This window comes from Hoeflea sp. AS16, from assembly GCF_038900095.1.
In the GTDB taxonomy this organism is placed as follows: Bacteria; Pseudomonadota; Alphaproteobacteria; order Rhizobiales; family Rhizobiaceae; genus Hoeflea.
This window is the reverse complement of the sequence record NZ_JBBMQQ010000001.1, coordinates 187,737-214,348: the sequence shown is the minus strand read 5'-3', so window position 1 is coordinate 214,348 and position 26,612 is coordinate 187,737. Positions and strand designations below refer to the sequence as shown.

Sequence of the window (26,612 nt, the reverse complement as noted above, 5' to 3'; positions counted from 1 at the left end):
ACGCGACAATGCGCTGGCTCAAAAGCACGATCATCGGCACGGTTCTATCTGCACTGACCGCAAGCGCGGCATTGGCCGGCAGCTGCGCGGCCGAACGTGCCGAAGCGCTGGTGCCGACGGATCTGGCTCTGTGCAAGTCTCTGGCGGGCGACATTCGCAATCCTGGCGGTTTCCCGCTTGATGTCTACGAGGACAAGCTCAACCGCTTTGTCGGCGGCTATTGCCATCGCGACGCTGATGCGGGCTGGGAACGCGACAAATTTGTCCGGGACACGGGCCCGTTTACCGCCGTGTTCAGTGAAGGCAGCTGGCAGGGCAGCTATCACGGCACCCACACCCCCGTGGTGATCTGGTATTCGCCCGAAATGGTCGATTGGCTCGTCACCAATCGTGGGGCAACGCCGACCGCGCCGGAGGCAACTCCGGAGGTGCCGAAGGGCGCCATCATGATCAAGGAAATGTTCCCCTCGCCGGCCGCTGACTGCGCTGGTGTCGATCCCTTGCATCTTTTCCCCACCAGCGGCGCGGCTGTAATGGTGCGCGATCCCGCGGCCTCGTTCGATGGCTGGTTCTGGGGCTGGTATGGCTTTGCGCCCGACAGCTGGGCGCCCGACTGGCCAGCCGGCGCCAGCAACTCCATCCCCAATATGGGCTTTGCCCAATACTGCATGAACTGTCATGCCTCGGCGGAAAACAATCTCACTTTCGCCACGCCGGACAATATCGAGGGCCATCCGGGCCAGCCACGGGCCTATCTCAGCCAGAACTTCTTTACGCCCACCCCCGCGCCCGTGCACCACGAAGCCGTGCACGCCCCCGATGGGGTCCTGCAACTCAGCAAGCCCCACGACAAGGCCGACACCGCCGTCATCAACGACCTGCGAGCCTACGCCCGGGAACTGCCGTCGCCTGGCACCAGACACGTCATGCCCTCGCAGACCTATGACAACACCTGGGTAGCTGCCGGCGGGCCGACAGCCGCAGATACCTTTCTCACGTCCAGCCAGTGCCTTGGCTGCCATGACGCGGGGAGCACGGGCCTGCAGTTCGACATGACCCAGCCCAATCCACATGGCGATGACCTGGCCAATCTGTCCCCTTACGCAACCTGGCGCACCTCGCCGATGGGCCTGGCCGGGCGCGATCCCTTCTTCTTTGCCCAGCTCGCCAGCGAGATGCAGAGTTTTCACCCCGAATCCAGGGATCTGGTGCAGACCACGTGCCTGGGCTGCCACGGCATTGCCGGCGAACGGCAGTTCAACATCGACACCGTGGCCGCCGGCGACGCCTGCGCCCCCTTCCCCCGCAGCGCGCTCAATACCCCGCCATGGGCTGAAGCCGGCGATGGCCCGGATTTTGCCAAATATGCCATGCTGGCCCGCGACGGCATCACCTGCACCGCCTGCCATCGCATCGCGATGGGCGACCGTGCCACCGCGGCACAGGCCGACGCGCCTGAAAATGCCTGCGTCAGCGAGCGTCAGGAGCTCCTCAATCCCGGCGCCACCGGCTTTGCCCGCACCTTTACGGGAAGTTTTCTGGTCGGCCCGCCCGATAGCCTGATCGGACCTTTCAAGGCCCCGAAAACCAAACCCATGCAAAACGCCATGGGCATCAAGCCCGACTACCATGAGACCGTCACCAGTTCCGAGATATGCGGCAGCTGTCACACTGTCCATCTGCCCGTCCTGAACAAGGGCAAGACGCTCGGTTACGTCTATGAGCAGACCACCTATCCCGAATGGGCCTTCAGTGCCTATCGCACCGGGGTCAGCCCTGATGGCCCGCTGCCGTCCGGACCGGGTGCCAACCCGACCTCGTGCCAGTCGTGCCATATGCCGAGCCGGGACGCCGATGGCGTGCCCTACAAGTCCAAGATCGCCAGTATTCAGGAGTTTTCCAACTTTCCGGCGGCCGATCATCCCTTGCCGCCAGAAGACATCGATCTGGCCGTGCGCGATGGCTTTGCCCAGCACACGCTGGTTGGCTTGAATATCTTCCTGATCGAGGTGGCCCAGCAGTTTTCCGATATCCTGGGCATTCCCACCAGCGACCCCATGCTGGGCAGCAAGGCGACCGATCCCCTGCTGCGAACCGAACAGGCCATGGTCGACCAGGCGCGACTGCATACCGCAGATCTGGCCATCTCCGATGTTGCCATCACGGATAACCAACTCAATGCCACCGTCACCGTGACCAACAAGGCCGGGCACAAATTCCCATCTGGTGTTGGTTTCCGTCGGGCCTTTGTCGAGTTCTCCGTGCTTGATGACAAGGGCGTCGTTCTCTGGCAGTCCGGACGTACAAATGCCGCCGGTGCTCTGGTCGATGCCGATGCCAAACCGCTGGATGGCGAGTATTGGTGGAAGAACGACTGCTCGGCGCGGCTTGCGCCCGAGAGCCGCCTGCACCAGCCTCACTACGCCACCGTTACCAGCCAGTCACAGGCCCAGATTTACCAGGAACTGGTCTCCACCCCCGGCAGTGACGCGGCGGTGTGTGGCCCGACCAGCACGCCGAGCGGTCACCTGACCACCAGCTTCCTGTCGATCTGCAGCACCATCAAGGACAATCGCATCCTCCCCCACGGGTATCTGCCGCTGGCTGAACGCCAGACCATCGCCGCAGCATTCGGCGCAGGTAAGGACCTGGCCCTTGAGTCGGGATCGTTCGCCGTCGACGGCGATCCAGCCTATGAGCAGGGCGGTTTTGACAGCGTGAGCTACGCCATCGATCGCGCCGAGTTCGAGGGCACCCCTGCCAGCGTTCAGGCAAAGCTCTACTATCAGGCCACGCCGCCATTCTATCTGCAGGACCGGTTCTGTACTGCCAAAGGCCCGGACACCGAGCGCCTCTACGACATGGTCGGACGCCTCAACCTGGACGACACTCCTGCTGAGGGCTGGAAACTGCAGGTAGCAGGAACGGCGACAAAGGCGGTGCAATAACGCGGGGCCATTGTCCCGCGCGTGAAAAGCGGCCATCGAGACCTGATCAACGCATCCCGGGCCACGTTTGCGCGGTAAGTGGCCTAAAGATCATTTTAAGGTCTGACTGACAGTTTCAAGGCTCCCGCCATGGCTGTCACCGTCATGGATGCCCGGCTTGTCAAACTCCTGAAAGGCACTGAACCCGATGAACAAGGCCTCTCTCCCCTTGCTGCTGGTGCTGGTTCTGTTTGGCAACGGGTTGCGATCCGTGGTCACGTCGACCGTGTTTGTCTCCGAGGGGGCTTTTGCCAGTTTCTTGAGGATTTCGGTCACGCAAACCTCGGCGGTCATCGAGCTGCTGCTCGGCGCCGTTCTGGTGGCGCTGCTGGTCGCACCACGACTGATCGCACGGTTTCCACCCCGGCAGCTCGCAGGCGTCATGTGCCTTGTTGCGGGCATGGCCAGTCTGGGACTGGCGCTGGTGTTCTGGCTGTCGCCGCCGCTGGCGATGCGCGAGGCCAGTGTGTTTGTGTTGTTTCCATTGCTGGGTTTTTCATTGGCCACTTTGGCGCCGGTGGCACAACTCATGACCGGCTGGGGCAGCGAAAGACATACCAAGCTGTTGACCGGCGCATGGGCCGTTGCCATGCCGTTGGCCTTTCTGGTGACCCCCCAACTGATCCGTGCCATCACCCCGCACTATGGGCTGGAAGTTTTCTTCACCGGTTTCGCTTCGGTGGTCTTTCTGCTGATTGCCGGGCTTCTTCTGGTCAAGGCGCCGGCTGCCAGCCTGGAGGATGCAGGCAATCAACAGCAACGCGCCGCGGCCGGCGGCAGCCTGCTCCCCGTGCTGGCGGCGCTGGTCAGCTTCGAGGTCGCAACCATGCTCGTAACGCTGACGGGCATCACATCGCTCTACACCCTCCTGGCGGCAGCGGTGTTCGTTCTGGCGCTGGGCTATTTTCTCGTGATCATGCGCCGTCAGAAGTCGGTGGCCGCCGGCTCAAGCCAGGCTCCGGACGTCGAGGTGCTTGGCATCTTTGCCTTCATGTTTCTGGTCAACATCGCCACAAACGGTTTTTACGACACCGCCTATCTGTTCGAGCACCTGAAGGCCGACACGCTCATTACCAACCGGGCCACGCTGAGCGCACTGACCCAGGTTGTTGCAGCCATGGGCACAACCGCCATTCTGGCCCGCTACGATCTGCAACGCCCGCTGATGCTCATCGGCGCGATCATCACGGCGATCGGCTTGGGCTCGTTCCTGCTCTATGAATCCTTTCCCTCTGCCGAAGTGTTTATCGGCTCCAAAATGCTCTCCAGCTTTGGCGCAGGGATCCTGATAACCGCGGCGATATTTGCGTGTTCCAACAGTGCCTCCGGGGGCAACTCGCTGGCGTTCTTCATCGCCTTTGTCATTGTAATCGGCACAGAAGTGGGGCTGGAAGGCTTCGAGATCATGGCAACAGTCATGCAATTGCTCGCGGTGCCCTCGGCTCAGATCTATTCCACCATCTTTCTGGTGCAGTGCGTGCTGGTCCTGGTTGCCATGCCGTTGATCTTCATGCGCTCTTCAGCCCGGCGTGAAACAGGACAGCTTTGCCCGGGTAGCAAAGGCAGCCCGATATGAACAAATGGCTTCGTCGCGCGGATCCACAATTGCAACGCATTGGCAATTCAGCACCGCGAGGCGAGCTGGATATTTGCGTGGAGACAGTGATGTACTCGCATCGTCTCCGCGCCATCTTCCCTTGACCAGCCTTGCGCCGGCCAACGATGGAACCGGTCCATCCGCCCGGGCTTGGCGATTGAAACCGACCAATCCACAGTCGCCTCCCCCAGTCAGTTCATGTCTGCTTCCGGACCAGTTCATCCAGAAGCAGGCTGACAACAGCCGGCACCGAACGAGCCGGGCCGCAATACACCCTCACGTCGGACGTGCATCGTGATTTGAGACCGAACTCGCAAAAGCAGCGGTTCGCTTCAAGCCGGGCCAACTGTACCGGGCTTTGCAAGAATGCGCATGGACTCCATGTTGCTCTGTAAAGCAAACATAAGTGTGAAATCCGCTGCCTCTTCTCATCGACTAATCCAGTCTATGGTAATGGCCTTTTATAAGATCAGCCTGATCTGCAGCGGCCGTATCGCCACCGAAGTTCTGGTGTACCGCAATGGCATAGGGATAGCGCACGGGGGCGAGGGCTGCGGCAATGGCGCGGTAGGTTTCAATATCTTCTCCAAGAACTGCATCCCCCCAAATCGGCGTTTTGCCCGCCGTTAGGATCACCATCGCATCGCTTGCCGCAATGGTGACGTCGGCAGGCAGATCAAAGGTTTTTGGCAGGCGATCAAGATACTCTGGCCCTATGAAAGTGCGCCAACCGATGTCGGTAATTCCGGGCTGCATATCGCCGGTATAGGGCATTGCCGAATGGGCGCGCCGCAAACCGCAGGATGGCATATCAAGCGTGTGCAAAAGAGCCGTTTTATAGCGCGTGGAAAGGCGCGGCAGCAGCCAATTGAGACTGTCATGGGCCGGGGGCAGGAAAAAACCAAAACCCTGAGCCGCACAGATCATCGGAGCCGTGGCCAAATCGTCCGCGATTTCATCGGCAAAGCCAAGTAAACTGGGCGCATCTGGCGCGACGGAAATTTCCACCATCGTTTGATCATCGTAGCGCTGCTCAAGGCGAAACCACGGTATTGCGGGGGGAAGCTCTTCGGTGTTGACCGAACCAAGGCGCACGCCTGCGCCAGAATCCAGCCGATCCGGCGCTCCGATCCAGTTACGGAGGTCTTTAAGCGCCTTTGGGGTAACCTTTGAAGGCTTGCCGGTACGGCCCACAAGACGCTTGGACATCAGCCCCAAACCGTCGCCAAACCGTTCGACAAACGCCTCAAACATCGCGCCAACGGCGGCCGCAACCCGCGGATCATCCGGCGGGCCATCCAGGTAGGCAAGCGTACGAAACGCGGGTAAAGCCGCTATTTCATCGCCATAAAACAGCGGATCCGGCATTCGATCTCTATCTCATCTCTTGCAAGAAAGCCCCGATGCCATTGCTGGTTTCGGCAGTTTTCATGATCACATTTCCTGACTGTATTTTTGACCCTTTTGAGGTGGTTTTCCAGCCGGTTTTTATGGATTTCCTCCGGCTTCTTGGGCTTTTGCCAATCATCCCGATAGTCCGTGTCGAAATGATCCAACTTGAAGTCGCAGCTGTCTTTCACTGCGCCATCGGCATTTTGTGCGGCAACAGCTATCAACCCATGACGTTCCTTGAAACTGAAGAATGCTGGACCTGCCACTCGGTGCGGATGACACGAACGGCAGCAATGGGCCGAAACCCGCAGCGTGGGTGGCACGAATGAATGTCTGCTTCGGTATTGTCGCAGTCTTTGGCAAGATAAACCCGATCACCACGAAACCGGATAAGCAAACCGGTGAATTCACCTTGGCGCTACGCGCCAAGGTGCGCGAAGACAAGATCGTTCTCTGGCACTGGTTTGAATTCAGCTTTGCCGTCAGCCAAGCCTATCACGGCCAAGATACGATCAGCGGACGGTGCCAACGATTTGGGGCCCGTCCGATGTGACCAGCCTCGGTCAATTACAGTCCCGCTTTCATATTCGGGCCGAATTGGTACTGTCCATATTCGCAAGACGGCTATGCTTGTGTCCGGCACAGAAGGAATCCGAAAATGAACCCCAAAGGTTATTCACGTTCCCAGATCTGGTTGCATTGGAGCATGGCGGTTCTGATCGTCGCACAGTTTGCATTGCATGATCCCATCGTCGCTGCCTGGGAGGCAGTATCAAAGGGTGAAATGCCCGAAACAGGCCTTCTTGTCTGGTTCCACATTGCCTGCGGATCGATGATCCTGGCACTGGCGATCTGGCGGCTGGCGCTCAGGTTGACACGTGGCGCCCCCGCCTTGCCGGAGAAAGAGCCTCCCCTGCTCAAGGGACTGGCGCATCTCACCCATTGGTCGCTCTACGCACTGATGTTGATCCTGCCGATCACCGGTCTGGCCACATGGTTCGGCGGAAGTGAGACCGCGGACTTCATCCACACCACATTGAAATTCCCGCTTCTTGGCTTGGTTGCACTCCATTTTACCGCCGCGCTGTTCCAGCAATTCGTTATGCGAACAGGTCTGATCAACCGGATGCTGCGGGCCGAGAACTAGGGCCGGCAACTGCGCGGCCAGGAAATTCTGTCACAGCGGCTCGCTCTCGCCCCAACCAGGGGCAAGAGAGAATGGCGTTTGGCCATGGCGCCATTGCTCAGACGTTGATCTTGCCGCCATCCACGTTCAGCGTCTGTCCGGTCACGAAATCGCTGTCGGACGTGATCAGGTACATCAGGGAACCCAGAAGATCCTCCGGCACCATTTCCCGCTTGATCGACCGGGACTGCACGGTTGGCGCCCGCGCGGGATCAAATCCCGTGTTGCCCTTGAGGGCCTCGCTTTCGGTGAGCCCCGGTGCGATGGCGTTGACCTGGATGTTCTTGTCACCCAGTTCGCGACCATGACAGCGCGTCAACGCAATGACAGCACCTTTTGATGCTGTGTAATGGGACAGCCCGGGAGGTCCGTAATAAAACGTGCCGGACGCGATATTGACGATCTTGCCGCCTCCGGCGCGCAACATCGCCGGAACCACCGCCTTGGTGGCCTGATGCACGCCTCTGGCGTTGACCGTCATGACCTTGTCGAATTCGTCATTGTCGATCTGCATGAACGGCTTGGGCTCAAGCGCAGCAAAGATCGAGGCGTTGTTGACGAGAATATCCAGGCTGCCGAATTGTTTTTCAGTTGCGTCCACCATGGCAGCAAGATCGGCGTCTGAGGTGATGTTGACGCTCAGGCCGATCGCCGAGCCGCCGCTCTCCTTGATCGCCGCGACCGTGGCATCCGTATCCAACACATCGGTCACCACGACATTGGCGCCCTCTTGCGCCATGCGTTTCGCCATCACGGCTCCGATCCCACGCGCAGCACCGGTTATGACTGCGGTTTTTCCATCTAGACGGCCCATTGCGGCATCCTTTGCTCAGGTTTCGATTTCGAGAATTCTCGCGACTTCGGGCCAGCTCATGGCCCCGTTTTCGCGCAGATCATTGGTCAGGTCTTCCGGCACCCAGTCGATCAGGCATTTCCTGAAATTGGGCAGCGCCTCGATCCGGGCAAACCACTTTTCAACATTGGGCAGACGTCCGTTTTCCCACATGCCGCGCATCGACATCATGGCAAGCCGGTTGACGTAAGGCGTCATGGCGATATCTGCGATGGAGAATTTGTCGCCCACCAGCCAGTCATTGCCGCCGCTCAGCGCCTCCTCCATCTTTTGCAGATAGCGATCATACAGCCTGACCTTCTCCGCGGCGCCCGGAGCCTCGAACCCGTAGCGGGTGAAGCCGTCTTTCTGGCTTTTCCAATCCGATGTGACGGAGAACGGCGGCGTTGAAGCAAGGAAGTCCTTCACCCCCTGCTCGCCGAGGTTCTTCAAAACGGTGTGCCTGTGCGAGCAGACAAAGGTGACCGCGCCGCAGGCCGGATGCAGGTCTTCGTCCACCGCCTTGGTCCAGTATCTGGCCTGTGCGCGCTCCCACGGGTCAGTCGGGTGAACGCTGGTTTCCGGCGCGATCTGGTCGAGATATTCGATGATCACCGTGCTGTCGAGGATGACCGTCTGGTCATGCACCAGGGTCGGAACAACGCCCTTGGGATTGATCGCCAGATATTCCGGGGTGAACTGCTCGCCCTTCAGGATGTCGATATAGACGCCATCCCAGCCGAGTCCTTTTTCGGCCATAGCAAACCGCACCTTGGCGGCACAGACAGAAGATCCGTGATGGTAGAGAGTGAACATTCTTGTTTCCTTGGTTTACGGCCCGAACATCGAGTTCGGCAACAAAAGAGCGATTTGCGGGAACAGGATCAGCAGGATGATCATCGCCGCCATGGCAAACCAGAACGGCCAGATTCCGCGAAATATGGTGTTCATCGGCACGTCCGGCGCAATGCCCTTGACGACGAAGACATTGATGCCGACCGGTGGCGAAATCAGGCCCATTTCAAGCACGATGACCATCAGGACCCCGAACCAGATCATGTCGAAGCCATAGCCCTCCAGCAGCGGCTGGAGCAGCGGAAGCGTCAAGACCAGGATCGCAAACCCTTCCATGAACGTGCCCAGCACGACCAGGGCGATAAGGCAGATGATCAGAACGGTGTACGGCCCTGCCCCGAGACTGACGACCCAACCACTCAGGGCGTCTGGTATGCCGCTCAGTGCGACAAAGGGTGTGAAAACAAAGGCACCCATCAGGATGTAGAAGGTGGTTGCTGTTGAGGCCAGCGTGTCTCCCATGGCCTTCTTGATTTCCGGCCAGCGGAAAGCGCCGCGCATGAGCGTGGCAACAAATGCCAGGAATGCCCCGATGCCGGCGGCTTCGACCGCAGAGAACACGCCGCCATAAATGCCGCCAACAGTGATCACGACGATGCCGATGATCCAGCGCGCCCGCGCCAGTGCCCGAAGCCGTTCTGGCAGCGAAACCTTGGGCAGAGCGTCCGGCGCGAGCTCCGGATGGCGCGACACCTGGATCATGATTGCCGCGATGAACAAGCCCATCAGCGTCAGCCCCGGCAACACGCCGGCCATGAACAGCCGGCCAATGCTTTCCTCGGTGAGGATGGCATAGATGACGAAACCCGCCGACGGAGGGATCAGGATGCCCAGCGTGCCCCCCGCCGCGACGGATCCGGTCGACAGCGAATCCGAGTAGTTGAACCGTTTCATCTCTGGGATTGCCACGCGGCCCATCGTGACAGCGCTGGCAAGCGATGATCCCGACAAGGCTGAAAATCCGGCGCAGCCCACAATCGTGGACGAGGCAAGCCCGCCCTTGAGGTGGCCGAACCAGGCATGAGCGGCACTGTAGAGATCGCGGCTCATGCCTGACACACCGCTGAGATTTCCCATCAGCACAAACAGCGGCAGGATGGTCATTGAATAGAGCGAGGACACCGAGAATGTTTCGCCCGCCAGCGTGGCAAACACTGCCACCTCGCCACGCGGATGCAGGACCCAGATGCCTCCGGCACCAACAGCCAGCATGGCCGTGCCCACTGGGACGCGAATTGCCAACAGAACCAGCAGAATGACGAACCCCATGATTCCAGTCGTGATATCGGATGGCATCAGAACAGCTCCCCTTCTTCTTCCGGGGTGTGCTCCTCGACCGGGTTTCCGGTGAACAGATCGACCACCAGAATCAAACCGTATAGCGCCATGCTCAGGGAAAGAGCGAAGTAGAACGGCATGTAGGGAATACTCAGATTGGGTGTGAAATATCCGCAGGCCTTGCCGCAAAGCCCCTTTGAGAACAGGGAATACGCGGTGAAAGACACGACTGCGATGCCGACAAGACGAGCAATGATGTCGGTAATTACCAGGATCTTACTACCGGCCTGCATCGAGATCACGTCGACATGCACATGGGCGCCGCGCTTTGCGCCATAGGCAATTGAACCGGCAACGATGAAGGCCAGCAATACGCGGGAGACATCTTCGATGCCGAAGATAGGTTGGCCGAATACATATCGGCCAACCACTGCGACCACGGTCATCAGGACCAGGATCACGACTGCTAGCCCGGCCGCAAAGGCGAACAGGTCGCCAGTGCGGAAAAGCCATTTTGGTAACGACTTGCCGGGCATGGACATCACTCGCCCTTCATAGCCGCATAGATGTCAGCACCGCTGACGCCATTGAACGTCTCGGCCTTGAACTTGGCCAATGGGGCAGAAAACGCCTCGGTAATCCGCGCGGTTTCTTCAGGCGACAGCGTGATGATTTCCACCCCGGCGTCGCGAGCAACCTGAAGCGCACCCTCCGCCATGGTTTCTGTCAGATTGGCGCCTGCGACGCTCAATTCACGTCCCGACGCCGCGTCGACCCAGGCTTTTCCTTCATCCGACAGGCCTTCGTAACTCTGCTTATTCATCAGCAACCAGAAGGCCAAACCGGAAGTTGGCATCCCGAGCGTGACGTAATTCGCAGGCTCATAAAGCTTGAAGTCGCGAATGGAGGTCGGGTCGATTGCAATGGCGTCGATGGTGCCGTTGGCCAGGTTCTGGTTGATCTCCGATACCGACTGCGAAACCGGGGCTGCGCCCAGAGCAGAAAGAAAGTCCGCCTCGATGTTCGAGCTCACACGGATCTTCAGGCCCTTGAAATCCTCCAACGTCCTGATCGGCTTGTCGCGCGTCACGATGGCCATCGGTTCATTCGACCACATGGCGATCAGCTTGGCGTTGAACTCCTTCTCGATCAGGTCCCGGGCACGCCAAAGCGCCTCGGTGCAATCGATACCGGAATTGCAGACCCCCGGCACGCTGATGGCGCTGGAAATCGGGAACAGGTCGTAAGTGTAGCTCGAAATGCCGAACGCCACGTCCGTTACCCCCTCGACAACGGTCGAGTACTGAAGCGCCGGGTTTGAATTGAGTGTACCGCCGGCATATTGCTTGACCGTCAGCTCACCGCCAGAAAATTCGGCCAGCCTGTCCGCAAATGGCGTGAAGAACGCCTCGTTGAACCGGTGCTTCGGCCCCATGAAGTAGCTCAGTGTGAACTCGGATTGCGCCAGAGCGGCGCCGCTCAGAGCGCCAAGCGCTACCGTTGCAAGAATTGCTCGTTTCAATGTCATGGTCTTTCCTCCTCCAGATTGATTTTGGTCACTGCTCTCACAGCTGAATGGTCACCCATTTCAGTTCCGTCATGGCTTCCATATCGGCATCTGTGCCTTCGCGGCCGACACCGCTTTCGCCATTGCCGCCAAACGGCACATGCGCCTCGTCATGAATGGTGGGGCCGTTGATGTGGCACATGCCCGCACCGATGTTTCGCGCGAAGTGAAACGCCCGGTCGATGTTCTTGGTGAAGATCGCCGAAGACAGGCCATAGTCGGTATCGTTGGCCTTCTCGAGACCCTCTTCATAGCTGTCGATCGGGTAGATCGAGGTGACCGGCCCGAAGGTTTCAGACTTGCAGACGGTCATCTCTTCGGTCACGCCGGTCATCAGCGTCGGCTGGCAACGATTGCCCTCCCATTCCCCGCCGGTCACGATCGTCGCGCCCTTGGCAACCGCATCGGCGATATGGTCTTTCACCCGCTGCCTCTGCCGCTGCGAAATGATCGGTGCGATGACGGTGTTGGGATCACGCAGATCCCCCATCCCGACCTTTGAGGTAATCATGGCGAACCGCTTGACGAATTCGTCATAGACCGGTCGCTCGACATAGAACCGGCTGGACCCGATGCAGGCCTGCCCCCCGAACATGAAGATCGAGCGCGCAGCCAGCGGAACCGCCTTGTCGAGGTCGGCATCGGCCATCACAAGCGTCGGGCTCTTGCCGCCCAGTTCCAGTGTATTGCGGGTCTTGTTCCTGGCGCAGATCTCGTTGATGTGCTGACCGATGACCGAGGAGCCTGTGAAGGTGACGAAATCCACGTCCTTGTGGCCGGTCAGGGCATCGCCGATTTCATGTCCGTAACCGGTGACGACGTTATACGTCCCTTCCGGGAACCCGGCCTCGGCGACAATCGAGGCAAACAGCAGCGAGAGGTGCGGCGCCATTTCCGAGGGAAGATGAACCACCGTGTTTCCAACGGCCAGAGCATTGGCGACAAGCCGTGTCGTCTTGATCAGAGGCACGTTGAAGGGCGTGATCACTGCGACCACCCCGAGCGGCTCCCGGATCGACATCGAGAATTTGCCCGGTGCATCCGATGGAATGGTTTCGCCCCGCACATTCCGGCACAGGCCGGCGGCGGCACGGACCATGGTCAGGCCCTTTTCGAATTCGAACATGGCCTTCTGGATTGGCGAGCCGATCTCGTCGATCAGGCAATCGAGCAGCTCGGCCTTGCGCGCCTCCATGATTTCGGCCACGCGCAACAACCAGCGTTCGCGGTCCTTGGGCAAGGTTTCCCGATATCCGGAAAAGGCGGACTTGGCTGCAGCAACAGCCTTGCGCATATCGCCGCCTGTTCCCTTCGCAGCATTGGCGTAAAGGCTGTCGTCCAGCGGATTCAGCACTTCGAAAGTGGCATTCGTCTCGGCATCGACCCACTCCCCGCCAATGAAATGCTGAAGTGTCTTGACGGCAGTATTCGTCTTCATGGAACGGCTCCTGTTGCTGCTATCCGCCGACGAACGTCTGTGGCAGGAAAAGTGCGATTTGCGGAAAAAGGCTGAGAAGGCCGATCATCGTGGCGTTGGTGCGGTGCTGCGGCGGCACGAATGTCGCGACTGTGAACTCTTCGCAGGCAGCCGTTTGCGCAGAAAAGCCTAGCGCAGACGCCAACGCCAGGCCGATACCGGGACCGGGACCGAGACAAGTGTTAGCCATTGCATCCTCCCAAGATTGGCTAGGCAGGCCTTGCGCAGTTTTGGGATCCCAAAAACCCATCGCGACAGCCTGCACTGACCGGCTTTCGTCGTGCCACACTCAGGATAACACCATTTCGGGATCCTAAATCAAGCCAAATTTCCAAATTTTTGAGAATTTAAACATTCATCCTTGACTTTGGGATCCCAAATTGGCTGATTGCTTTCATGGAATCTATCGACACAGAACTTGCCGCTCGGATCAGAAGCGACATCATCAACGGCACCTACAAGGAAGGCGAACGCCTTTCGGAAGCGCAGCTTTGTGAAACTCACAATGTCTCCAGAACGCCGGTTCGCATGGCTTTACGCCTGGTCGAACGAGAAGGTCTGGTACGCCGTAGCGAAGGCCGGGGCTATTTCGTCAACAGTCCGACGGTGGCCGACATCATGCAGGCGGTTCAGGTGCGTGGTCATCTCGAAAGTCTTGCAGCCCGCCTGATGGCGCAGTCACCCGGCCGCCACAACATCCTCCCGAACCTGGAAGCTGCCATAGATGAAATCGACCGTCTGGCCGCAGCCGGAAAGATGGACGATGCTTCTCTGCGGCTGATCCAGCGCCAGAATGCCTTGTTCCACAAGACAGTCCTTGAGGGATGCGGCAACGAGTTTGTCAGCTTCACCTGCAACCGTATCAGCCACTTGCCCATGCTGGAGGTGGGCTCGATGGTTTTCGACCGGCAGGTCCTGTCGACGAGAGAGGGAGTCGACCGCAGCCTGTTTCGCCTGAAACTCGGCAACTCCCAACACAAGGTCATTTTCGAGGCAATCCAGAAGGGGGATGCCGTGCGCGCCGAAGGCATGATGCGCGAACACTCGAATACAATGATTGAGTACATCGAGGTTTTCGAGAAGAGAAACCAGGAACTCACTGTAGCGGATCTGATCAGCTATTCCGGTGTCCAGCTCTCGCATGCGGACTCCGATGCAGAATAGGCGGAGCAACTGCGGATTATGAGAAAGGCTGGATCTCAATCCTTGGCAAAGTCGGTCGTCGCCGGCTCGTTTTCCCACAGCCTCGACCACTCCCCCCTTATACGGATCGCGTTCCGCGCGGTCTTGTCTGACACGAAGAGGACGTCCCCATGGCACTAGGACCGAACACACTCGCCGACAGCGGCCTACCGTTGTTCTTTGAACTCATGGATGCCGCTGACGTCGGCATTGAAGCACCGGAAGCAAGGATGGGCGATAGTCTGCGGACATGGGTTCGCTCCCTTTCCGTATTTCAGAAAGAGGCCCTGGTGGCGTCCAGCCGTACCGGAAAGGTCTGGCGTCTGGCCAGCGACGAAGGCCCCTATCTCGACGGGCACGACGCTGCCCCCTGCCCGCTGGCCTTCCTGACATCAGGGATGATTGCCAGCTACATGAACGAGATCACGGCGCTGGCAAAGCAGCAGAATGTCAAGATCAGGAAACTCAAGCTCACTCAGGACAATTACTACACAATGACTGGCTCCATGCCCAAACGCACCATGGTTGGAGGTGCCTTGCCGGTCGAGCTTCAGGTCGAGATCGATTGCGACCTTGACGACGCCAGTCTCACACAGTTCCTCATGAACGCTGTCCACGCATCTCCCCTGAATGGCCTGATGCGCGGCAGACTCGAAAGCCTGTTTACGCTCTCCAAGAATGGAATCGAAATCCCCAACGGCAAGGCGCTGCGAACAGACGGGCCGGTCTATCCGGATCCGGGGAACAGGTTTGCTCTCGTTCAACCAGGTTCCGAACCGGCCATCAAAACCCTCTGCTGGCCTGAGGGGATTACGCCGAAGAAGCAGGTTCGGGGCGGAACCGAAACAGCCGGTTCATCATTGGCGACAGAACAAAACCGGACGCTCAACATCGGTGCAACGTGCACCCTGCGCGAAGACGGGATGAAGGAAATTCTTCAACTGCAATACAGCCCTCACGGCACATCCTTCAATTTCCTGTCAGAGGAAGCGCCAGTCAACGGCGGGCTTGGCCGTGCACCTGACGCCAACAGCTACATCTCGGCCGGTATCGGCTTTTGCTTCATGACCCAGTTCGGCCGCTTCGTGAAAATGCTCAATCTCGATCTGAGCGATTACCGGATTGTACAGGACAGTCATTTCTCTCTTGGCGGAGCATCAGGTGGCACTGGCAAGGCAGGTCGGGCAGACCCGTTGGAAACGCATGTTTATCTCGAAACCAGCGAAAGCGACGACGTTGCCCGCGAAATGCTGGACATCTCGGAACAGACCTGCTTCCTTCACGCCTTCTGCAAAACAGATCTGAAAACGAAGTTGAAGATTCAGCGGGTTTAACCCTGCTTCAGAGTACCCGGCTGTGGCGTTGGTGGATTGACCGGCCTTGCTGCGTATCAGTTCACTGAAGCATTCGTCATTTCGGCATCGACGGCGCGCCGAAACCAGAATGACTTGCCTGTCATGCCGGTGACAAGCCGGTCCGGCGGGCGAGACCGCGCTCGATGGCGGACAATGCATCATAGAGCAAAATAGCAACCGCGCCGACGATCAGGCCACCCTGCAGCACGAAAGCTGTGTTGTTGGTCTGCAGGCCGGCGATGATAACCTCTCCCAGGGTTTTCGCCGCAACCGTGGAACCGATCGTCGCGGTTGCAAGACTGACGACCACCGACAAGCGGATACCAGCCAGAATGATCGGCATGGCCAGCGGCAGCTCGACCCGCCACAGCCGCTGCCGGTCTGTCATGCCTGCACCGCGCGCGGCTTCCAGCACCGGCCCCGGCAAGGTCGCAAATCCGGTCAGTGTGTTTTCGAAAATCGGCAGCAGCCCGTACAGAAACAAGGCAACCAGCGTCGGTTTTTCACCGAAGCCAAGCACCGGAACGGCGAGCGCCAGAACCGCGACCGGCGGAAAGGTCTGGCCGACATTGACCAGGCTGCGCGACAGCGGCAGAAATTCCGCCCCGAACGGACGGGTGACCAGAATGGCGAGCAAGACCGCCACCACAGTCGCCGCCGCCGTCGCAATCGCCACTGTGCGCAAGTGCAGCAGCGTCAGCGTCAGCAGGCTGCCCTGATTGTAGATCACCGGCGCATTTTCCTGGGCCAGAGGCCTCAGCAGCGGCTCGAACCAGTCAGGCGACAGCAGAAAGGCCACCAGCAGCGACAACAGGCCAGCTCGTGCGAGCCATGGAAACCATGTCCCTGTCATGGCCCGGCAGCCCTGCGCGACAGGGCTTCGAGCGTCACCTTGCCAAGCGGCGAGCCATCGGCCCCGACAACCGGTGCTGCCTGACGGCCGCTCCACAACAGCTCGGACAAGGCGTCCCTCTGGCTGGTGGTTTCGACAAGCGACGCGCCTTGGGCCGTGCCCGGCTCAACTGCATGGCCCACCGTGTCGATCGACAACAGCCGGAAGGCACGTTCATTCTCCCCGATCAGGCTCTGGACAAAACCCGTGGCCGGCTGTCTCACCAGATCCGAGGGCGTGGCGTATTGCACCAGTGCGCCCGCATCCATCACCGCGATGCGATCTGCCAGGTGAAAGGCCTCATCCATGTCATGCGTGACCAGGATGATCGTGGTTCCGAACAGCTTCTGGATCTCCAAGAGATCAATCTGCGCCTTGGTGCGGATGATCGGATCGAGCGCCCCGAATGGCTCGTCCATCAAAAGCACATTCGGCTCGGCCGCCAATGCCCGCGCAACGCCCACGCGCTGCTTCTGGCCGCCGGAGAGCTCATGTGGAAAGCGGTCGGAAAACATCGCCGGATCAAGCTGGAACAGTTCAAGCAATTCCGCCACCCTCGCTTTGATCCTGGCCTTGTCCCAGCCGAGCAGATCAGGGACGGTGGCAATGTTCTGGGCGACGGTGCGATGGGGAAACAGCCCGTGCCCCTGGATCGCATAGCCGATGCGACGCCGGAGTTCGAATCCCGGAAGCGTGCTGATGTCTTCACCGTCGATGCGGATCGTGCCGGAGGTCGGCTCGACGAGCCGGTTGATCATCCGCAACAGCGTTGTCTTGCCGGACCCTGAGGTACCCACCACCACGGTGACGCTATGCGGCTCCATGACCATCGAGATATCGGCGACCACTGTCGTCTGATCATAGCGCTTGGTGAGACCTTCAAGTTCAATCATCTGACTGTTCCAGCTGTGCCCGCGGGGGCGTACAAATCGACAAGCGCATCCAGGACGATGGCCGATGCGAAAGCCAGAACCACCGTCGGCACCGCTCCGAGAAGCACAAGATCCATGGCCGTCTGCCCCATGCCCTGGAACACGAACACGCCAAAGCCGCCGCCGCCGATCAGCGCGGCGATGGTCGCAAGGCCGATATTCTGCACCAGCACGATCCGGATGCCGGTCAGAATAACCGGAAGGGCAAGCGGCAATTCGATCCGCGTCAACCGCTGGGCGCCGGTCATGCCGACGCCGCGCGCCGCCTCGTTGGCTTCACGCGGCACGCCGGCAAGGCCAACCACCGTGTTGGCCACCACCGGCAGCAGCGAATAGAGAAACAGGGCGACAAAGGCGGGTGCTGCACCGATGCCGCGAATGCCGAGCGCGCTGGCGCCCGGAACGTTGATCGCCACCCAGCTCAGCGGGGCGATCAGGATTCCAAACAGCGCGATCGAGGGAATGGTCTGGATCAGGTTGAGCACATTCAGCACCCCGGCACGCAACCGCTCCACCCGGTGGCAGAGGATCCCGAGCGGGACGCCAACCATCGCTGCAACCACAAGCGACCCCACGGCAAGCAGGACATGCCGCAGCGCCTCGGCCCAGAAGGCATCGGCGCGGCTGGCATATTCCTTGAGGATCGAAAGACTGGCCCACAGCCCCGACGTCAGGAAGACGCCGACAGCCGCCAGCGCCACCGCAAGCAAGGCAACCCGCGTGAGCGGTTTCGGATTGAGGCGGGCGATAGCATCGGCTGCCATCAGGGCGAAGGCAAACACCTGCACCCAGAAGCCGGACGCCGGCGCAATGCGCGCATAACTGTCTCCCTCGGGCGTCAGATTGCTGGCGGCAATGCCGATGGTGACGGCAAGGCCTAGAAGCATGACCGAAGCAATCAACAGGCGCAGCAGGATTGGCGCGCGAACCAGCGCCACCAGACCGGCAACCAGCAAGGCAATGGCCAGCGCCATGCCAAGGCCGGGCGGCAGGGCTTCAAGCAGGAAGAGGCCTTCGCCAGGCACGATGCGATTGGCCCGAAAAGTCACGAACGGGGCGGCAAAGGCGCCATAGGCGACCATGAGAGCGAGGACCACACCAAGCTTGTCAAAGCGAAGGCCCGAGCCGCGATCCCCGTCAGCACCGGACGCGGCCTGCTTCCAAGGATCAGAGGCAGACCGCGCCATCCTATTTCAGAAAGCCGTTTGCTTTCAGGAAGTCTTCGGCCACCGCCTTGGCCGGCTCGCCACCGACCTGGACTCGACCGTTGAGGTCCTGAAGTGTCACCAGGTCGAGCTTTTCAAACACCGGCTTCAGCAGCGCCTCAATTTCCGGGTACTCAGTGAGAACCGCCTCGCGAATGATCGGCGCCGGCTGGTAGACCGGCTGCACCGACTTGTCGTCCTCAAGCACGACCAGACCGGACGGGGCGATGCCGCCGTCAGTGCCGTACACCATGGCCGCATTGACGCCGCTGGTCTGGTTGGCCGCAGCCCCGATCGTTGCTGCCGTATCGCCGCCCGAAAGCGTGATCAGCTGATCCGGGTTCAGCGTGAAACCATAGGCGGTCTGAAAGGCCGGCAGAGCGGCAGGCGAATTCACAAATTCGGAAGAGGCGGCCAGAACGACAGTGCCGCCACTTGCGACGAAGGCGCCGAAATCACTGAAGGTCTTGATCTGGTTGGCCTCGGCAAGATCCTTGCGAACCGCAACAGCCCAGGTGTTGTTGGCCGGCGACGGCGTCAGCCAGACAATCTTGTTGGCGTCGTAATCAAGTGACTTGGCTTCCGAATAGGCCTTCGCGGCATCCGTCCAGAGAGGATCATCGGCCTTCTGGAAGAAGAATGCGGCATTGCCGGTATATTCGGGATAGATGTCGATCTCGCCGGCGGTGATCGCCTGCCGCATGATCGGCGTCGCGCCCAGTTGCAGGCGATCCGTGGTCTCGATGTTGTTGGCATTGAGCACCGAGAGGATGATGTTGCCAAGCACACCGCCTTCGGTATCGATCTTGGATGACACCACAACCTGCGCCGACGCGGAAGCCGTCGTGACAAGGAGTGCGAGGGTGGTTGCGATTATGTTGGGTCGAAAACGCATTGTCGCGGTCTCCTTCAAGAGAGTTTTTGCATGAGCAATACTGGCATATCCGCGACAAACGCGAAGCACGACAGCGCATATAAGTCCAAGCCCCGCAAAAGATAGAGGTCCCCCAAAAAAATCGACGGGCACCCCCAATTTACCACCAAACATGCAATGCAGTCAGCAAGAAACCCACCGGCTTCCCGTGCCTATCGATGGCGCGGTACAGATAGCGCCACTTGCCGCGGATACTGACATAGGTCCCGGCGATCCGACGCGAATGTCGCAGAAATCCTCGGCGACGGACGTGTAAGTGGCGTTGTAATGGCAGACAGACAGGTTATCGAAGCGGAAATCGTTGTCGCCTGCGCCGGCATCCGGCCCAATGTCGGCTTGGCAAAGCAAACAGGCCTGGCGGTAGACAGGGGCATTAAAATCGACAGCGCAGTGCGAATCTCGGATCCCCGCATCTTCACAGTTGACGACCTCGCCGAACTACCTGGATCGATCAGCGGGCTTTGGGCTGTGAGCACCGCGCAGCGACAGATAGCAGCTGCTGCGTTATTTGGGCGCGAGGAATGTGATGAAACGCAGATATGGCGGACGTCCTCACAGCCACTATCCTCGCCCTTCCCCTATGGCTAGCTCCGGACAGTGGCGCCGCATCTGTGACGCATCGGCAGGCACGCATCCTCGATGCACTCGATCGCATGGGCGACGCCTCGCAGGCCCGGCTGGCGCGAGAATTCAATCTCACGGCGGCCAGCATGAGCACCATGTTCGTGCGGCACCTCATCGTGGCAAGCAGGTCCCTACCCGCAGCCTGAAATCGTGCGGGCCGCGCCCGCCCTTAGCCAAAGGAATCCGGCATCAGGGTTTGCGGCAGGAACAACGCGATCTCCGGGAACAGGATGATCAGCAGCAGGATCAGCAGCATCGGCAGGAGAATGATGATCACGTCGGGAATGACCTTCATCACATTCATTCCGCCAATGGCCGCCGAGATCAGCAGACACAGCCCGTAAGGCGGGGTCACCAGCCCGAAAGCAAGCGAAACGATACCGATGATGGCAAACACCAGCGGGTGGATATCCGCCGCCGCCGCCGCCGGCATCAGCACTGTTCCCAGGATGATGATGGTCGGAATGGCATCGATGAACAGGCCGAAGAACAGGAACAGCCCGGCAATGATCAGCGCAGTGCCGAAGGTGCCGAATTCCAGGCTGGTCAGCGACATCACAACCAGCCGGGGAACGTTGTAGAAGGACAGCATCCAGCCGAACGCCGAAGCGGTGCCGATGGCAAACAGCGAGATGGATGCGAAACGGCCGGTGTCGTAGAAGATATGGCCGAGATCCCTCAGCGTCACCGTGCGGTAGACGAACACGCCGAGGATCAGCGCATAGGCTGCCGCTATGATGGCGCTTTCGGTCGGCGTCACAAGCCCCCCGACGATACCGCCGATAACCAGGATCGGCGTCATCATGGCCAGCGCCGCACCGCGAAATGCATCCCATGTTCCAGCCAGCGTCGGTCGTCCGGCGGTCGGATAGTTGTAGACCTTGGCGTAGCCATAGACGGTGGCCATCAGCGCAAAGCCGATCATCAGGCCCGGAATGGCACCGGCCAGGAACAGCCCGCCAACAGAGACTTGCATCACTCCGCCCCACACGACCATGAGAATGCTGGGTGGAATGATCACCCCCATCACGGACGAGCAGGCTGTAATGGCGATGGCGAAGCGGGGATCGTAGCCTTCCTTGACCATCGCCGGGATCAGGATCTTGCCGCAGCCGGCGGCATCCGCCGTCGATGAGCCGGAAATGCCCGCAAACAGCATCGACACGGCCACATTGACATGCCCCAACCCGCCCGGCATCCACCCTGTGAGCACCCGCGAAAGGTCAATCAGCTTGTCGGTTATCTTGCCGGAATTCATCAGGTTGGCGGCCAGCAGGAAAAACGGCACCGCCAGCAGGATGAACGAATTGTAGGACTGAAACATCCGGTCGAGGATGATGAAGGGCGTCAACCGGATATCGAGCATGACGATCGGAATGATCGCCAGGCCGAGCGAAAAGGCCACCGGCACCCGGATGAAGACAAGAAGCAGAAATCCGCCAACCAGGATAATGCTGGCAAGACCGGTTGATAAAATCATGACAAAGCCGCTTTCTCTTGCCGGTAATGGTCAATCACCTCGTAGAGGCGGTAGGACGCAAACAGCGACCACACCAGCCCGGCAATCGGTACGGAGATGTAGGTCACAAGGAGGTTGGCGCGCATCATTACGGAGTTCTGGATGTATCCGAATTCCGCATACTCGATGCCGAACCAGGCAAACAGCAGGCCGAAGATCAGGATCAGCACCATGACAAGCCCGTTTTGCACCATGGTCCAGAACGGCGTCGTCGCATCCGGCATCACGTGAACATCAAAATGGGTACGGTCCCACACCGCGACCATCGAGCCGATCATCACAACCCAGACAAAGATGAAGGTCGCAAGTTCCTCGGTCCACAGGTAGACCGGAATGATGTCGGTGTAACGGGAGATCACCTGCATCCCGACCGGCACCGCCAGCACCGCCATAAGAATGCCTATGAGCAGCCGAAGTCCGCGGCAAAGCGTTTCGAGCGCGTGTCCAATCACTTGCGTCCCTCCCTTGTGTACCCCTCCAGGCCTCAGCAGCCTGAAACAGGGATGCACCCCGGCGGAACAGACCTGCCGCCGGGGTGCCTTGATCAGGCGATCTATTTTGCCTGGATCGCGGTCAGCAGGTCCGTCGCGCCGAGTTCCTCAGCATAGGCCTTCTGCACGGGCTTCACCATTTCAAGCAACTGATCCCGGTTTTCGAACTCCTGAACCGTGATCTGGCCGGCATCGATCATTTCCTGCAGCTTGATGCCGTCCTCGCGCGATTCCAGCTCGCGGCCGAAAGCACCAGCCTCCGCACCGGCCTTCAACACAGCCGCCTGAAGCTCTTCGGGAAGCTTGCGGAAAGTCTTGCCGCTCATCACGATCGGCCGAACGGTAATGGTGTGCCGGGTAAGCGTCACGTTCGGAGCCACTTCATAGAACTTGAGATTCTGAATGCTCGCGGCTTCATTCTCGAAACCGGCAATGACGCCGGACTGGATGGCGTTATAGACCTCGTTATAGGCAATCGCCGAGGGAGCAGCGGACAGCGCCGAGAAAATGCGCGCCTGGATGGGGGCACCCATGACCCGCATCTTGTGCCCCTTCAACTCATCGAGATTGCCGACCGGCTTGCTGGAGAGAAGGTTGCGGACGCCGCCACCGGTGTAGCCAATGATCTTGATGTCGGCCTTTTCCAGCAACTCGTCTTCCAGCGGCGCCAGTACATCGCTGGAAAGGACCGCGTTCCAGTGATCCAGGTCACGGAACAGGAACGGCATGTCCATCAGCGGGATGGAGGGCGCAAAGCTTGCCATGTTCGAAGGCGCCATGATCGTGTAATCGATCGCCACGCCCTGCTGAAGAAAGGTGACATAATCGGATTCAACGCCGAGTTCGCCATTCAGGCGAAGGTCGAACGTGACGTCACCGTCGTAATACTGATCAACCAGCTCGGCGAATTTCACCATGGTCTTGGTGAACGCGTGGTTGTCGTCAAACATGCTGGCGCCGCGAAGAGCAATTTCATCGGCCTGAACATTGATGGTGGTGACGGCGCTCAGCCCGGTGGCAAGCGCCAGGCTCAGGACCATTCTTTTCGTCATCTCTAGCAGTGGCATTTCATTCCTCCCTTTTGATCAGGCTTCATTGCCCGCAACGAGAATGCGAGCTCGATTTTCCTCGAAACCTGCCTGAGCTAAACCGCATAAACTCCGTCCGTCAAGCTAAATGTTGACTAGTATGGTAATTTGAACTAGATGTTTTTCATGGAAAAACCGGCAACGCGGCCTTTCAACGCTGCGGACGATTTTCCATGCCCAATGCTGCCTGGAGGGTTGCCCGAAGCACCGGGCGCGCGAGGCGGAAATCGTGTAGAGTCTCGTTGCGGAATCGCATCACGAGATAGAAGTCGGATAGAAGCATGAACATCAGTCAGCCCATTGGTGACAGCAGGCGGCAGACCGCCGCCGAGGAAGCCTTCGAACGGCTGCATTCCGATATTATTTCCCTGCGGCTGCCCCCCGGAACCAAACTCTCCGAAGTCGAAATCGCCAAAATGTACCAGGTCTCGCGCCAGCCGGTGCGGGAGGCTTTCCTGCGGCTGGGCGAACTCAACCTGCTGCAAATCCGGCCGCAGCGGGCGACACTGGTCAAACGCATTTCACTTCAGGATCTGGAGAACACACGCTTCATCCGGGCTGCTGTCGAGGTGGAGGTTGTGCGCAAGGCCTGCCAGACAGCAAGCACAGAAGACCTCGCCCGGCTTGAAGCCAGCCTCGCCCCGCAAAAGGCTGCGGTCGATGCCGCCGATACAAGCCGGATGCACCAGCTCGATTACGAGTTTCACCGCCTGATATGCGAATCCGCCGGCTGCCTGCCTGCCTTCAGGACGATTGCCGAGAACAAGGCCCATACCGACCGCGTCTGCACCCTCGAACTCTCCGGCGACAACGGCATGGCAGAAATCCTTGAAGACCACACCAATATCGTCAGGGCGCTGACCGCCCGGGACGAGGAAAAAGCGGTGCAGATGACACGCAAGCACCTGAGCCGTCTGGACACCACGCTGACCAGGGCGAGCGAGAAATACACCGACTATTTCGAAGACTGATCCTTCGCGCGTTTCGCAATCTTGACAAAACTTGTTGACTACCATACCAGTTGACTTCCAGCCTGACCGATGGCGGTCAGCACTCGATGAATTTGAGGAAGTCCCATGAATCTGAGCGGAAAGACAGCGATTGTAACAGGCGGCGGACGCGACATCGGACGCGCCTGTGCGCTTCGGCTCGCCCAGGACGGGGCGCGGGTCGTGATCAACTATCACGCCAGCAGCGCGGGCGCAGAATCGGCAGTGGCCGAAATCACCAAGGCCGGAGGCAAAGCCATCGCCATCCAGGGCGACATGACCATCCAGGGCGATGTCGACGCCCTGCTCGCCAAGACCAGGGAGCAGTTCGGCGACGAGATCAATGTTCTGGTCCATGTCACCGGAGGCCTGGTCGCCCGGAAGAAATTTGACGAGATGGATCTCGCCCACTGGAACACGGTGATGAACCTCAACCTGACCTCGCTGTTCCTGCTGGTCAAAGCGGTTGAACCGTACATGCCCGAAGGCAGCGCCATTGTCCCCTTCGCCTCCCAGGCCGGCAGGGATGGCGGTGGCCCGGGCGCGATCGCCTATGCCACTTCCAAGGGAGCCGTCATGACAATGACCCGCGGCATGGCCAAGGAATTCGGCGCCCGGATCAGGGTCAACGCCGTCTGCCCCGGGATGATCGACACGGATTTCCACAACACCTTCACCAAGCCGGAGGTTCGCAAGAATGTTGCCAACGGCACGCCTCTCAAGCGTGAGGGCACATCCGAGGATGTCGCCAACCTGGTTGCATTCCTTGTATCGGAACAGGCCGCGTTCATGACCGGCACCTGTGTCGACATCAACGGCGGCATTCTGTTTTCCTGATCTCCATGTGAGATCAGCATAAAGGGCGCATCAGCTTACCCAATGTGGATCCCAGACCACATGGAGACAGCTGGTGCGCCCTGTCATGTCAATTCAACATAGATCAGCCGCAGCGCGAGAACCGCTAGAAACCCGAGGATCAGGGCATCGAATACCGCGGGGCTGATACGCCTGCCGATCCAGTCCCCCACCGGCAGTGCCGCAAACAGCGGGATGAAGGCAAGCAGCCCGAGCAGGGCTATATCCCAGGTCAGAAGACCATAGTGGATTTGCGTCGGGATCTGCACGAATGCCATCGATGCGAAGAAAACAGAAATAGTGAAGATGAAGACCGGTCGCGCAAGCTTCATGGCATTGAGAAACGTCACCGCGACCGGCGCTGAAACGCCAACGGCGCCCTGCAAAATACCGCCCAGCAAAGAGACCACCGCAACGGCTTTCCTGGCCCTGGCCATGGACAGCCGGGCGCTTGGCTTGAGCAGGCGCAGCAGAATATAGGCGATGACGATACCTGCCATGCACAGGTTGAGAAAACCGGATGGCAGCTCGGCCAGCGCAATCGTGCCGATCCCCGCACCGATTGCTCCGAAAATCCCCAGTTGCCAGCAAAAGCCTGGCTCCGCTGCAAAGTGACGGAACTTGTAGATTTGCCAGACATTGGAAATCAGGTTTGGCAGCACCATGACGGCAACCGCGACCTTGACATCGTAGACGGCCGCGATGACGGGCACTGCAATGATCGGAATTCCGGCCCCTGTGGCGCCCTTCAGGATACCGCCGAGGATCATGGCGACCGCAATGGCCGCCAGCCCCCAGCTATCGGTAAACGAGATGTTCGGTGGCATGCAGGCGCTACTTCACTGCGTCGTTCAATACGAACATGATGATGCAGGGCTCGGTGCCCCTGTTTGCCCAGGCGTGGTTCGTCCCTTGCTGGATGATCACGTCTCCCTGCTTCAAAAGCACGTCTTCCTCATCCATCAGCATCCAGATTTCGCCTTGCAGCACAATCGAATAATCCAGCGAATCTGTACGGTGCATGTACGGGTGGCGGGCGTTCTCGACCACGTTTGCCCCCGCTCCCATGGCCTCGAATGCCTTCTTGCCGTCAATGCTGGCAATGACCTCCGGATCTTCAGGGTCGAACTGCACCACCCGGAAGACCGCGCCGTTCTTGGGCGGGTGCAGGATCAGCGGCCCCTCGACCGGATCGTCATGGCTTTCCATCGGTGCCGGCGACTGGCTGTGCTGCCAGAAATTGGTCAGCGTCACGCCTGGCCGCGTCGGGCGCTGCAGGATACACGACGCGGTGTCGTCGCGGATGACTTTCGCCACACCATTTGCATCGTGGCCGGTGACCACACGCCTGAATTTCCTGGCTTCAAATCCCATC

The 26,612-nt window shown here is 59.5% G+C and carries 27 protein-coding genes and 1 pseudogene; 9 read left to right on the top strand and 19 right to left on the bottom strand.

Going from position 1 to position 26,612, the window contains the following annotated elements:
- The first annotated feature begins 8 nt into the window (after nucleotides 1-8).
- Nucleotides 9-2,948, top strand: a complete 2,940-nt coding sequence (locus WNY80_RS00995) for a hypothetical protein (protein ID WP_342885472.1) — start codon at nucleotides 9-11, stop codon at nucleotides 2,946-2,948.
- Between the two features lie 187 nt (nucleotides 2,949-3,135).
- Nucleotides 3,136-4,563, top strand: a complete 1,428-nt coding sequence (locus WNY80_RS00990; RefSeq protein WP_342885471.1) for a hypothetical protein — start codon at nucleotides 3,136-3,138, stop codon at nucleotides 4,561-4,563.
- Between the two features lie 456 nt (nucleotides 4,564-5,019).
- Here WNY80_RS00990 and WNY80_RS00985 read toward each other — a convergent pair whose 3' ends face one another.
- Together WNY80_RS00985 and WNY80_RS00980 are read right to left on the bottom strand one after the other, a co-directional pair.
- Nucleotides 5,020-5,952, bottom strand: coding sequence for a hypothetical protein (locus tag WNY80_RS00985; protein ID WP_342885470.1), 933 nt, complete (start codon nucleotides 5,950-5,952; stop codon nucleotides 5,020-5,022).
- Complete coding sequence (locus WNY80_RS00980) at nucleotides 5,919-6,200, bottom strand: hypothetical protein (protein WP_342885469.1); 282 nt, start codon at nucleotides 6,198-6,200, stop codon at nucleotides 5,919-5,921. The genes WNY80_RS00985 and WNY80_RS00980 overlap by 34 nt, the downstream gene beginning before the upstream one ends.
- Before the next feature lie 26 nt (nucleotides 6,201-6,226).
- Between WNY80_RS00980 and WNY80_RS00975 the strand changes: the two genes are divergently transcribed.
- Nucleotides 6,227-6,529, top strand: coding sequence for a hypothetical protein (locus tag WNY80_RS00975; RefSeq protein ID WP_342885468.1), 303 nt, complete (start codon nucleotides 6,227-6,229; stop codon nucleotides 6,527-6,529).
- 105 nt (nucleotides 6,530-6,634) lie between these two features.
- Nucleotides 6,635-7,123 carry a cytochrome b/b6 domain-containing protein gene (locus WNY80_RS00970; RefSeq protein ID WP_342885467.1) on the top strand — a complete coding sequence of 163 codons (489 nt, stop codon included), beginning with the start codon at nucleotides 6,635-6,637 and terminating at the stop codon, nucleotides 7,121-7,123.
- Between the two features lie 97 nt (nucleotides 7,124-7,220).
- Here WNY80_RS00970 and WNY80_RS00965 read toward each other — a convergent pair whose 3' ends face one another.
- The 7 genes from WNY80_RS00965 to WNY80_RS00935 are packed head-to-tail and all read right to left on the bottom strand — an operon-like array spanning nucleotide 7,221 to nucleotide 13,361.
- Nucleotides 7,221-7,976 carry a glucose 1-dehydrogenase gene (locus WNY80_RS00965; RefSeq protein ID WP_342885466.1) on the bottom strand — a complete coding sequence of 252 codons (756 nt, stop codon included), beginning with the start codon at nucleotides 7,974-7,976 and terminating at the stop codon, nucleotides 7,221-7,223.
- Nucleotides 7,977-7,991: 15 nt separating this feature from the next.
- Entirely contained in the window at nucleotides 7,992-8,810 is an 819-nt protein-coding gene (locus WNY80_RS00960) for a glutathione S-transferase family protein (protein WP_342885465.1), read from the bottom strand.
- Nucleotides 8,811-8,825: 15 nt separating this feature from the next.
- Nucleotides 8,826-10,145, bottom strand: a complete 1,320-nt coding sequence (locus WNY80_RS00955; protein ID WP_342885464.1) for a TRAP transporter large permease — start codon at nucleotides 10,143-10,145, stop codon at nucleotides 8,826-8,828.
- Nucleotides 10,145-10,669 carry a TRAP transporter small permease gene (locus WNY80_RS00950; protein ID WP_342885463.1) on the bottom strand — a complete coding sequence of 175 codons (525 nt, stop codon included), beginning with the start codon at nucleotides 10,667-10,669 and terminating at the stop codon, nucleotides 10,145-10,147. Before WNY80_RS00950 ends, WNY80_RS00955 begins: the two co-directional genes overlap by 1 nt.
- Entirely contained in the window at nucleotides 10,669-11,655 is a 987-nt protein-coding gene (locus WNY80_RS00945) for a TRAP transporter substrate-binding protein (RefSeq protein ID WP_342885462.1), read from the bottom strand. Before WNY80_RS00945 ends, WNY80_RS00950 begins: the two co-directional genes overlap by 1 nt.
- A gap of 37 nt (nucleotides 11,656-11,692) precedes the next feature.
- Nucleotides 11,693-13,132, bottom strand: coding sequence for an aldehyde dehydrogenase family protein (locus WNY80_RS00940; RefSeq protein WP_342885461.1), 1,440 nt, complete (start codon nucleotides 13,130-13,132; stop codon nucleotides 11,693-11,695).
- Between the two features lie 19 nt (nucleotides 13,133-13,151).
- Entirely contained in the window at nucleotides 13,152-13,361 is a 210-nt protein-coding gene (locus WNY80_RS00935; protein WP_342885460.1) for a hypothetical protein, read from the bottom strand.
- Nucleotides 13,362-13,567: 206 nt separating this feature from the next.
- On the opposite strand from WNY80_RS00935, the gene WNY80_RS00930 reads away from it, so the two are divergent.
- Together WNY80_RS00930 and WNY80_RS00925 are read left to right on the top strand one after the other, a co-directional pair.
- Nucleotides 13,568-14,335 carry a GntR family transcriptional regulator gene (locus WNY80_RS00930; RefSeq protein WP_342885459.1) on the top strand — a complete coding sequence of 256 codons (768 nt, stop codon included), beginning with the start codon at nucleotides 13,568-13,570 and terminating at the stop codon, nucleotides 14,333-14,335.
- Between the two features lie 149 nt (nucleotides 14,336-14,484).
- Complete coding sequence (locus tag WNY80_RS00925; protein ID WP_342885458.1) at nucleotides 14,485-15,687, top strand: OsmC family protein; 1,203 nt, start codon at nucleotides 14,485-14,487, stop codon at nucleotides 15,685-15,687.
- A gap of 121 nt (nucleotides 15,688-15,808) precedes the next feature.
- Here WNY80_RS00925 and WNY80_RS00920 read toward each other — a convergent pair whose 3' ends face one another.
- The 5 genes and pseudogenes from WNY80_RS00920 to WNY80_RS00900 form a co-directional block, all read right to left on the bottom strand.
- Entirely contained in the window at nucleotides 15,809-16,561 is a 753-nt protein-coding gene (locus tag WNY80_RS00920) for an ABC transporter permease (RefSeq protein ID WP_342885457.1), read from the bottom strand.
- Nucleotides 16,558-17,493 carry an ABC transporter ATP-binding protein gene (locus tag WNY80_RS00915; protein ID WP_342885456.1) on the bottom strand — a complete coding sequence of 312 codons (936 nt, stop codon included), beginning with the start codon at nucleotides 17,491-17,493 and terminating at the stop codon, nucleotides 16,558-16,560. Before WNY80_RS00915 ends, WNY80_RS00920 begins: the two co-directional genes overlap by 4 nt.
- Entirely contained in the window at nucleotides 17,490-18,614 is a 1,125-nt protein-coding gene (locus WNY80_RS00910) for an ABC transporter permease (RefSeq protein ID WP_342886280.1), read from the bottom strand. The genes WNY80_RS00915 and WNY80_RS00910 overlap by 4 nt, the downstream gene beginning before the upstream one ends.
- Before the next feature lie 106 nt (nucleotides 18,615-18,720).
- Nucleotides 18,721-19,632 carry an ABC transporter substrate-binding protein gene (locus WNY80_RS00905; protein ID WP_342885455.1) on the bottom strand — a complete coding sequence of 304 codons (912 nt, stop codon included), beginning with the start codon at nucleotides 19,630-19,632 and terminating at the stop codon, nucleotides 18,721-18,723.
- A gap of 157 nt (nucleotides 19,633-19,789) precedes the next feature.
- A pseudogene (locus WNY80_RS00900) lies at nucleotides 19,790-19,894 on the bottom strand (DDE-type integrase/transposase/recombinase); the annotation flags it as partial.
- Nucleotides 19,895-20,282: 388 nt separating this feature from the next.
- Here WNY80_RS00900 and WNY80_RS00895 point away from each other — a divergent pair.
- Nucleotides 20,283-20,441 (top strand): helix-turn-helix domain-containing protein, encoded by a 159-nt coding sequence (locus WNY80_RS00895; RefSeq protein ID WP_342885454.1) that lies wholly within the window; start codon nucleotides 20,283-20,285, stop codon nucleotides 20,439-20,441.
- 23 nt (nucleotides 20,442-20,464) lie between these two features.
- Here WNY80_RS00895 and WNY80_RS00890 read toward each other — a convergent pair whose 3' ends face one another.
- The 3 genes from WNY80_RS00890 to WNY80_RS00880 all read right to left on the bottom strand — a co-directional run bounded on the left by WNY80_RS00890 (nucleotide 20,465) and on the right by WNY80_RS00880 (nucleotide 23,372).
- Entirely contained in the window at nucleotides 20,465-21,775 is a 1,311-nt protein-coding gene (locus WNY80_RS00890) for a TRAP transporter large permease (RefSeq protein ID WP_342885453.1), read from the bottom strand.
- Complete coding sequence (locus WNY80_RS00885) at nucleotides 21,772-22,266, bottom strand: TRAP transporter small permease subunit (RefSeq protein ID WP_342885452.1); 495 nt, start codon at nucleotides 22,264-22,266, stop codon at nucleotides 21,772-21,774. Before WNY80_RS00885 ends, WNY80_RS00890 begins: the two co-directional genes overlap by 4 nt.
- Nucleotides 22,267-22,367: 101 nt before the next feature.
- The gene (locus WNY80_RS00880; protein WP_342885451.1) at nucleotides 22,368-23,372 is read right to left on the bottom strand and encodes a TRAP transporter substrate-binding protein; all 1,005 of its coding nucleotides are present in this window, start codon (nucleotides 23,370-23,372) and stop codon (nucleotides 22,368-22,370) included.
- Nucleotides 23,373-23,674: 302 nt separating this feature from the next.
- Here WNY80_RS00880 and WNY80_RS00875 point away from each other — a divergent pair, with 302 nt between their 5' ends.
- Both WNY80_RS00875 and WNY80_RS00870 read left to right on the top strand, forming a co-directional pair.
- Complete coding sequence (locus WNY80_RS00875; RefSeq protein WP_342885450.1) at nucleotides 23,675-24,364, top strand: GntR family transcriptional regulator; 690 nt, start codon at nucleotides 23,675-23,677, stop codon at nucleotides 24,362-24,364.
- A 105-nt stretch (nucleotides 24,365-24,469) separates the two neighbouring features.
- Entirely contained in the window at nucleotides 24,470-25,219 is a 750-nt protein-coding gene (locus tag WNY80_RS00870; protein WP_342885449.1) for an SDR family oxidoreductase, read from the top strand.
- Between the two features lie 83 nt (nucleotides 25,220-25,302).
- On the opposite strand, the gene WNY80_RS00865 is transcribed toward WNY80_RS00870, so the two are convergent.
- Both WNY80_RS00865 and WNY80_RS00860 read right to left on the bottom strand, forming a co-directional pair.
- Nucleotides 25,303-26,064, bottom strand: a complete 762-nt coding sequence (locus WNY80_RS00865; RefSeq protein WP_342885448.1) for a sulfite exporter TauE/SafE family protein — start codon at nucleotides 26,062-26,064, stop codon at nucleotides 25,303-25,305.
- A 7-nt stretch (nucleotides 26,065-26,071) separates the two neighbouring features.
- Nucleotides 26,072-26,611 (bottom strand): cupin domain-containing protein, encoded by a 540-nt coding sequence (locus WNY80_RS00860; RefSeq protein WP_342885447.1) that lies wholly within the window; start codon nucleotides 26,609-26,611, stop codon nucleotides 26,072-26,074.
- Between the last annotated feature and the right edge of the window lies 1 nt (nucleotide 26,612).

What these genes read in the sequence shown, in the direction of transcription:
- WNY80_RS00995 (WP_342885472.1), top strand. Translation starts at nt 9, where the DNA reads ATGCGCTGGCTCAAAAGCACGATCATCGGCACGGTTCTATCTGCACTG.
- WNY80_RS00990 (WP_342885471.1), top strand. Translation starts at nt 3,136, where the DNA reads ATGAACAAGGCCTCTCTCCCCTTGCTGCTGGTGCTGGTTCTGTTTGGC.
- WNY80_RS00985 (WP_342885470.1), bottom strand. Translation starts at nt 5,952, where the DNA reads ATGCCGGATCCGCTGTTTTATGGCGATGAAATAGCGGCTTTACCCGCG.
- WNY80_RS00975 (WP_342885468.1), top strand. Translation starts at nt 6,227, where the DNA reads ATGCTGGACCTGCCACTCGGTGCGGATGACACGAACGGCAGCAATGGG.
- WNY80_RS00970 (WP_342885467.1), top strand. Translation starts at nt 6,635, where the DNA reads ATGAACCCCAAAGGTTATTCACGTTCCCAGATCTGGTTGCATTGGAGC.
- WNY80_RS00965 (WP_342885466.1), bottom strand. Translation starts at nt 7,976, where the DNA reads ATGGGCCGTCTAGATGGAAAAACCGCAGTCATAACCGGTGCTGCGCGT.
- WNY80_RS00960 (WP_342885465.1), bottom strand. Translation starts at nt 8,810, where the DNA reads ATGTTCACTCTCTACCATCACGGATCTTCTGTCTGTGCCGCCAAGGTG.
- WNY80_RS00955 (WP_342885464.1), bottom strand. Translation starts at nt 10,145, where the DNA reads ATGCCATCCGATATCACGACTGGAATCATGGGGTTCGTCATTCTGCTG.
- WNY80_RS00950 (WP_342885463.1), bottom strand. Translation starts at nt 10,669, where the DNA reads ATGTCCATGCCCGGCAAGTCGTTACCAAAATGGCTTTTCCGCACTGGC.
- WNY80_RS00945 (WP_342885462.1), bottom strand. Translation starts at nt 11,655, where the DNA reads ATGACATTGAAACGAGCAATTCTTGCAACGGTAGCGCTTGGCGCTCTG.
- WNY80_RS00940 (WP_342885461.1), bottom strand. Translation starts at nt 13,132, where the DNA reads ATGAAGACGAATACTGCCGTCAAGACACTTCAGCATTTCATTGGCGGG.
- WNY80_RS00935 (WP_342885460.1), bottom strand. Translation starts at nt 13,361, where the DNA reads ATGGCTAACACTTGTCTCGGTCCCGGTCCCGGTATCGGCCTGGCGTTG.
- WNY80_RS00930 (WP_342885459.1), top strand. Translation starts at nt 13,568, where the DNA reads ATGGAATCTATCGACACAGAACTTGCCGCTCGGATCAGAAGCGACATC.
- WNY80_RS00925 (WP_342885458.1), top strand. Translation starts at nt 14,485, where the DNA reads ATGGCACTAGGACCGAACACACTCGCCGACAGCGGCCTACCGTTGTTC.
- WNY80_RS00920 (WP_342885457.1), bottom strand. Translation starts at nt 16,561, where the DNA reads ATGACAGGGACATGGTTTCCATGGCTCGCACGAGCTGGCCTGTTGTCG.
- WNY80_RS00915 (WP_342885456.1), bottom strand. Translation starts at nt 17,493, where the DNA reads ATGATTGAACTTGAAGGTCTCACCAAGCGCTATGATCAGACGACAGTG.
- WNY80_RS00910 (WP_342886280.1), bottom strand. Translation starts at nt 18,614, where the DNA reads ATGGTCGCCTATGGCGCCTTTGCCGCCCCGTTCGTGACTTTTCGGGCC.
- WNY80_RS00905 (WP_342885455.1), bottom strand. Translation starts at nt 19,632, where the DNA reads ATGCGTTTTCGACCCAACATAATCGCAACCACCCTCGCACTCCTTGTC.
- WNY80_RS00890 (WP_342885453.1), bottom strand. Translation starts at nt 21,775, where the DNA reads ATGATTTTATCAACCGGTCTTGCCAGCATTATCCTGGTTGGCGGATTT.
- WNY80_RS00880 (WP_342885451.1), bottom strand. Translation starts at nt 23,372, where the DNA reads ATGCCACTGCTAGAGATGACGAAAAGAATGGTCCTGAGCCTGGCGCTT.
- WNY80_RS00875 (WP_342885450.1), top strand. Translation starts at nt 23,675, where the DNA reads ATGAACATCAGTCAGCCCATTGGTGACAGCAGGCGGCAGACCGCCGCC.
- WNY80_RS00870 (WP_342885449.1), top strand. Translation starts at nt 24,470, where the DNA reads ATGAATCTGAGCGGAAAGACAGCGATTGTAACAGGCGGCGGACGCGAC.
- WNY80_RS00865 (WP_342885448.1), bottom strand. Translation starts at nt 26,064, where the DNA reads ATGCCACCGAACATCTCGTTTACCGATAGCTGGGGGCTGGCGGCCATT.
- WNY80_RS00860 (WP_342885447.1), bottom strand. Translation starts at nt 26,611, where the DNA reads ATGGGATTTGAAGCCAGGAAATTCAGGCGTGTGGTCACCGGCCACGAT.